Annotated in this window: 6 protein-coding genes; 1 reads left to right on the forward strand and 5 read right to left on the reverse strand. The window is 39.8% G+C overall.

Features of this window, described 5'->3' with window-relative positions; translation table 11 throughout:
- Position 1 precedes the first annotated feature (1 nt).
- The 5 genes from ACWPAB_RS08395 to ACWPAB_RS08415 all read right to left on the reverse strand — a co-directional run bounded on the left by ACWPAB_RS08395 (position 2) and on the right by ACWPAB_RS08415 (position 5,266).
- A complete protein-coding gene (locus tag ACWPAB_RS08395) occupies positions 2-976 on the reverse strand; it encodes a glycosyltransferase family 2 protein (RefSeq protein ID WP_016381878.1) in 975 nt (324 codons plus the stop codon).
- Between the two features lie 123 nt (positions 977-1,099).
- Entirely contained in the window at positions 1,100-2,257 is a 1,158-nt protein-coding gene (locus ACWPAB_RS08400; protein ID WP_016381877.1) for a glycosyltransferase family 4 protein, read from the reverse strand.
- On the reverse strand, positions 2,244-3,425 hold the full coding sequence (gene cps2T / locus ACWPAB_RS08405) for a beta 1-4 rhamnosyltransferase Cps2T (RefSeq protein ID WP_016381876.1): 1,182 nt from the start codon (positions 3,423-3,425) through the stop codon (positions 2,244-2,246). Before cps2T ends, ACWPAB_RS08400 begins: the two co-directional genes overlap by 14 nt.
- A gap of 138 nt (positions 3,426-3,563) precedes the next feature.
- Positions 3,564-4,322 carry a CpsD/CapB family tyrosine-protein kinase gene (locus tag ACWPAB_RS08410; RefSeq protein ID WP_016381875.1) on the reverse strand — a complete coding sequence of 253 codons (759 nt, stop codon included), beginning with the start codon at positions 4,320-4,322 and terminating at the stop codon, positions 3,564-3,566.
- 14 nt (positions 4,323-4,336) lie between these two features.
- Complete coding sequence (locus ACWPAB_RS08415) at positions 4,337-5,266, reverse strand: YveK family protein (protein ID WP_016381874.1); 930 nt, start codon at positions 5,264-5,266, stop codon at positions 4,337-4,339.
- A 359-nt stretch (positions 5,267-5,625) separates the two neighbouring features.
- Here ACWPAB_RS08415 and ACWPAB_RS08420 point away from each other — a divergent pair, with 359 nt between their 5' ends.
- The gene (locus tag ACWPAB_RS08420; RefSeq protein ID WP_016381873.1) at positions 5,626-6,345 is read left to right on the forward strand and encodes an SGNH/GDSL hydrolase family protein; all 720 of its coding nucleotides are present in this window, start codon (positions 5,626-5,628) and stop codon (positions 6,343-6,345) included.
- The last annotated feature ends 139 nt before the right edge of the window (positions 6,346-6,484 follow it).

The following is a 6,484-nucleotide window of genomic DNA, read 5'->3' on the forward strand; positions in this document are numbered from 1 at the left end:
TTCATGATGCATCATTATGGCTAGATTTCCGCCTAATCCAATATGAGCCTAAAGAAAGCAAAGCCAACAGGAATTTAATTCTATTCTTGATTGTTGCTTTAAATAAATTGTACAAAATAAACCTTCTACTAATCATCCTATTAGCAGCCTCAGTTCTATCGTCAGAATCGAGTGGATGCCAATAATGATTTAAAACTATCATTTGTAGTGGAACATCCAAGTATTGTTTAGAGTCCTCGAATCCATGATCAACAATCATCTTTCGAATTGTTAAATAGACATCTAAATCTTGAATTAAACTAGTTTTTGAGGTGAACAAAGAGCTCTTCGGATGTTTGATATAGTGGTATGTAATTTCACCTTGACAAGAAACTTGTTGACAATGAACCAAATACGCCACGACAAACTTATGATCCTCATATTTAGGAATGGTTGGGTCAAATTGTGTTTTCCACTGGTCTATTATTGACTTTTTGAAAATCTTATTACAAACAATTCCTTGAATTCCTTTAAAATCATAGGTTGATCGTATCGCTTCTTCTGCACTCATCTTTGATTTTAAAACTGAAATTGTCTTCAAAGCTTTCCCATTTTCAGCTTCGTAAGAAAATCCAGTGACTCCCATGTCGGTTTCTTTGTCTCTCATACTATCCATCAAAGTCTGAATGTGGTTATTCGATATGTAATCATCAGCATCAACAAAAGTTACAAACTTTGACTGCGTTTCCTTCAAAGCTAAGTTTCTTGCGTTACTGACGCCAAAAACCGAATTTCGCAATAGTCTGAACCGTTTATCCATCGAAATAAAAGGTAATATTTTTTCGACGGTGTGATCCGTTGAGCCATTCTCCACCACTAAAACCTGAAAGTTATGAAAACTTTGCCGTTGAATGCTTTGGAGGCACCTTGTAATAAAAGGCTCTGCATTATAGGCGGGAATAATGATAGAAACGTCCGTTTTTAGATTCACTGTCACAATGACTGACACTCCTTCAATTCTGAGATGTGCTTGTTTTCACTTGGTAAGCCGTCCAATGAAGATTGATAAACGTTCAATCCGAGATGATGTTAAGGTTGTAGTACTTAAAAAGTAAAAAAACTATTTTATCAGGTCGAGGTAAACTTTCGTCATTCTTTTCACAAATTGATCTAAACTAAACTCAGCTTCTTGGCGAGCTCTGGCTTTTTGTCCCATTTCTATCCGAAGTGAAGGATCTCCAACCAATAAGTCTAATTTTCGGCTTAATTCAGAGACGTCCAAAGCATTGCACAGATAACCGGTCTCATTATCCACAATCATCTCACTAGCTCCCCCGTGATCATATGCGACAACTGGCAATGAATTTGACATAGCCTCTAAGACAACTGTTGGAAAAGGATCCGGCTGGATGCTAGGAAGTACGAAAATGTTGAAGGCCGCATAGTAATCAGCAATCTGCTCGGTAAAAGGACAGAGATGGATACGTTCCTTTGTATCCAAAGAAGCTACTTTATCGAACAGTTTTTGCTCATAAGCTTCTTCTCCCTGATAAGCACTCCCCACGAGGAGAGCATGAACATTTTGATTTCTTCGCAAAATGGGGTCTACCGCATCGAGGAAATCCCCTTGACCTTTCCAAGCGTTCACTCTTCCAACCATTCCAATGACAACTGCATCTAGGGGGATGCTCAAAGATTTTCGCACATAATCCGGCTCATTTTGCGGGTAATCTTTACTTATACCGTTATGAATGGTAATTACTTTCATCTTATCAACGATTCCGGAATCAATGAGTCTTTGTTTTGTTGCATCTGATACAGCAACTGCCTGATCAGAAAAGTGCTGTATGAGAAAACAAATCAGTTTGTAAATAAATTTGGGCTTCATGATGATTTCGTGAACATGCCAAACAATTTTAGCCTTTGTAAAAAGTTTTAGCCAAACACCTTCTAAAACGGCTGTCGTATTGACGTGAACAAGTCTAATGTTCTCTTTATTGACAATTTTTTTCAAGCGTCTGGAGAACCTAATATAGTTAAAGATGTAGTTACCGATACCTCGTATGTTGAAAAACTTTCGCCGAAGAATCGGATATGGCAAGACGCTAACTTCGGCCCCTGCTTCTCTCATCTTTGAAACCAATGGACCGTCTTCCGGCAAAACAACGATTGGCTCGAAAGTTTTACGGTCTATATTCTCTACTACCTCCAATAAAATCTTATCTGCACCATATAATTCTGCACCTGCATGAAGAAAGAGAATCTTATATTTTTCCATCGATAAATTGTCTTTCATTTTGACTTACTATCTTATCCCAGGAAAAGTTTTTGTCAATGATCTGCTTGGCCTTTTTGCCAAGGGTTTGACGTTCTTCTTCCGACATTTGATCCACTCTATTAATAATATGGGCTAAATTGCCAGCCTGCTTATTCCAGTAAATAGCAGCATCCTGACCCACTTCTTTGTTGAACCCAACATCGAACAGCAAGTTTAGATTTGTGGTTCCCAAAGCTTCCAATAAAGAGGGATTAGTTCCGCCCACTTCATGCCCATGGATGTATCCAAATGCATTTCTCCGGATTGCAGATAAAAGGTCTTTGTCATACACAGTGCCAACAAATTTAATTCTGTTATCTAGTTCAAAGCCAGTTTGGTCTTTAAGTGATTTCAAGAACTTGGTATTATCAGGATTTGTTATGATTACCAAATCCTTTTTGGTTTTGGATTTTTCAAATTCAGCAACAATTGTTTGGTAATTATTTTCTGGTACAAATCTACCCACAACTAGATAGTACTGACCTGAACTGATCTGCTTTTTATTAAACCAGTTTTGAAGATCTTGTGCTTTCACGTCTTGTGAGGTGGCAACATCGGCGCCATATGATGAATATATCGTCTTTGGTTTGTAACTGCGATATTTTTCCCGAATATACAGTTCAATGTGTTTACTGTCACAGATGATCAAATCTGCATCTTTAATCATTAACCGTTCAGATAATTTCCAGTATTTCCTAACAAAAAATCCCCACTTGGCTCTCATCCATTCGTGACCATCCGGATTCACAAAAATTTGTGTGTCGTAAAGTTTAAGCTGTTTACTATAATGCTTTAAGAAAGGACCAACCCGACAAGCAAGAATATAAACAATTGCTCCCCTAATGTTATTCTTCTGAATATAGTCTAACGTCCAAGACAAAGCACGAAGATCATACAAAATTGCTTTGGCAGGTCCTATATTAGGAACATCAACATTAAAACAAGTTGCTTTTTTATAGTCATATAAATCCGCTTTATTGTCGGACAAGTCTCTTCGACAGGCAATAAAGTATTTAATTTGACTGCTATTCTGACGAGAAACTAAATTGTCTACGAACGTCTCAAAGCCACCATATTTTGCAGGTGTACCTTTTGATCCAATGATAAATACCTTACGCTTCTCTGTCACGACAGATTCCCCCCAACCATACTCAATCTAAGTATTCTGCTATAAGTTAAAAACATTTTGCCAGGATTTATAGCCAGCCATTGATTAATAACTGCCTAATTATTTTACCCCAAACTATCCGCATTCAAAAACAAGCTACTACCGCCCATCGTTACTTTGATACCCGTAACCATAACCATAGCCATAACTGCGATCGCCCTTCGTAGCGCGCACTCGTTCGACAGACCCAAGAATTTTTGCCTTTGCCAGCTTCAAGACCTCAACAGTTCTCTTCAAATCACCTTTTAAGGTTTTTCCCATGTTTGTTATGACAACAACCCCGTCAGTCTTTGGAACTAACACCTGTACATCTGATACTGCCAAAACTGGAGGAGCGTCTAAAACAATGATGTCATAATTTGCTCGACCCCATTCCAACAAATTTGCCATACGCTTTGAATTTAAAAGTTCTGAGGGATTTGGTGGCACTGGACCGGATGTAATAATGTCGAGATTGTCGACAAATGTTTTTTCTACAACATCTGATGGTTTAGTTTTCCCCGTTAATACAGTCGTAACCCCTTCAAGGTTGAGCGTTCTAAAAGTAGCATGAACTGTCGGTCTACGTAAATCTGCATCAATCAGTAAAACTTTTTCCCCCGTTTGAGCCCAAGTTACAGCAACGTTTGCCGAAACAGTTGACTTCCCTTCAGACATGCTTGAAGAAGTGAACATTACGACTTCACACCGATCTAATGCAGCCCCAGCAAACTCGATATTCGTTCTCACTGTTCGAAACTGTTCCGCAACAACATGTTTTGGCTCTGCAAAAGTAACCAACATAACACCGTTTTTCTGTGTTTCATTATCTTCTTCATCACGATGCGTGAATTTTTTAAAAATCCCATTCAAGCTCATTTCTATTTTCTCCTTCAAATCCGGCGACGTCTGCGCTGAGGTAAATCCTGCATATTGAATTCTTCAAAAGATTCATCGTCTTTTGACTCTTCATTTTCATATTTAACCTTCGCAATCGCTTGGTCCATGTCTTTCATGCGCTTAACATAATTTACGATGCCAAGATTGACTAAACCCAAATCATCAGTAATAAAGTCAAGGTCTTTAATGGTTTGGTCTGTAAGCTCTCGAATTAATCCCCAGATGAATGCAACCAGTATGCCTAAAAGTAACCCTACAAGGGCAATCAATGGTAACTTCGGTGAAACCGGTGATAGGTTAGCCGAAGCCTCCGAAACAATAGAGACGTTGGAAATACTCATGATTTGGGCAATTTTTTGTTTAAATACCTTGGCAACTTCATTTGCTATATCACGCGCTCGAATTGGATCAGTATCCTTGACACTAACCGTAAACACTTGAGAATTTTGTTGGGTTGATACCGAAACCATTTTGGCTAGATCATCCGCTGTTAAGTTTGAATATTTTGCTGGTTTTAGTTTGTACTGAGCTGGTTTGGCTTTTTCCACAACATACCGTTCACGAATGCCGGTCGTCGCATTATATCTCGTACCATAAACTGCTTTTTCAGCTTTCTTGGTTATCACGCGCCGCGGACTTGTCAAATCACCAGCAACGGCCTGTAATACAACCGGACGCGTAATAATATCTTTATAAGTATTAATGATCTGCACATCAGCTTGTTGTGCATTCAACTGCATATTTGGATCATTATCCTGCTTGCGGTTGACCAACAGCGAAGTATCAGCTTCGTATTTTGGTACAATAAAAGTCTTCGCACCAAAATAAGCCGCACCCATACATAAAATGCCAAGGATAACCATTGCAATAAAGCTGCGTTTAAACACATTCCACAGCCGTGAAAGGTCGATTTGCTCGTTCATTAACTCTTTCCCCACCTAATCCCTTGATTTGTTGAAACTAACTAAAATACGGACTGCAAGCAGCGCAGCCCGCAACTAAAAAAGAAGTTTCAATAATGCTACTCCAAAGCATAATACCCTAGCTTGTGTAATCAAGTCCACCCATAATTGGTTAATTCACATATTCTAATACTTTTATTGCTAGTGTCGTAAGTTGAAAGAGTCCCCTTTTGACGTTGTTGTAACCCACAAAAGACGTTTTATTACAGTCTCTTTACAATTTCCTATAAACCCGTCAGAATGACCCTAACTTGTAACCAGACTAACCTGATTTTTAGTTTAAAATATAAGCAATGCAACTTTTGGGGGTTCACTAAACTATGAAAAAAAACAAGCTACGTCTACGTGACTGGCTATTAAGTATCGCGTTGGGATTGGCAATTGCTGGTGTCGCGGGGTTTTTCTACGTCAAGCATTATCAGTCTGAGCAGGCGATTGCGGTTAACCAATCGACGCGTCAGCGCATTCAGAAGGATTCTAAGGCGAAGGTGAAGAAGGAAAAGGTACTGAATCAGTATCGGCTTTATGGCTTAACTGACAGCGAGATTAATGCAGCCAAAACGTTGCCGGTGTCGGCGATTGGCGATTCGATTATGCTGGGGAGTTCGGCATATTTGAAGGTGCTTTTTCCGGAGATGTCGATTGATGCTGAGGTTGGCCGGCAAGTGCAGGCAGCCCCAGCGATTATTAGTCAGCTGAAGTCTAGCGGTAAGTTGGCTAACACGGTTGTGATCAGTTTGGGTACGAACGGACCGATGACAGAGGCCGACATTAACGGGATTCTGGATCAGCTTGGGACTGAGCGCCAGGTCTTCTGGGTGACGGCGTATGCTCCCGGGAAGGCGTGGATTGATCCAGTTAACAAGTTGATTCATGCAGCAGCGAAAACCCATGCCAATCTGCATGTGGTGGATTGGTATTATCTGGCTGGTGGCAATGACGACTGGTTTGCTGATGACGGTGTCCATCCGAACGACGCTGGCCGGCCGCATTACTACACGTTGATTGCTAAGAATGTCATGCAGACATTAAAAAAGTAACAGTGAAAAGACCATCATTACCTAGGATTAGCATCTTGCTTAAAAAAGATTTAGGGTGTATCCCTTCCATTTAAAAAGACATCGAGACCATTGCCTCGGTGTCTTTTTGTATTTAACCAATATTTGGCAAAAATCAGGT

The sequence above is a fragment of the Lacticaseibacillus sp. 30 genome, assembly GCF_053819265.1.

Bases quoted from the DNA above. Each gene is read 5' to 3' on its own strand.
- ACWPAB_RS08420 (WP_016381873.1), top strand. From the start codon at position 5,626: ATGAAAAAAAACAAGCTACGTCTACGTGACTGGCTATTAAGTATCGCG.
- ACWPAB_RS08410 (WP_016381875.1), bottom strand. From the start codon at position 4,322: ATGAGCTTGAATGGGATTTTTAAAAAATTCACGCATCGTGATGAAGAA.
- ACWPAB_RS08415 (WP_016381874.1), bottom strand. From the start codon at position 5,266: ATGAACGAGCAAATCGACCTTTCACGGCTGTGGAATGTGTTTAAACGC.
- ACWPAB_RS08400 (WP_016381877.1), bottom strand. From the start codon at position 2,257: ATGGAAAAATATAAGATTCTCTTTCTTCATGCAGGTGCAGAATTATAT.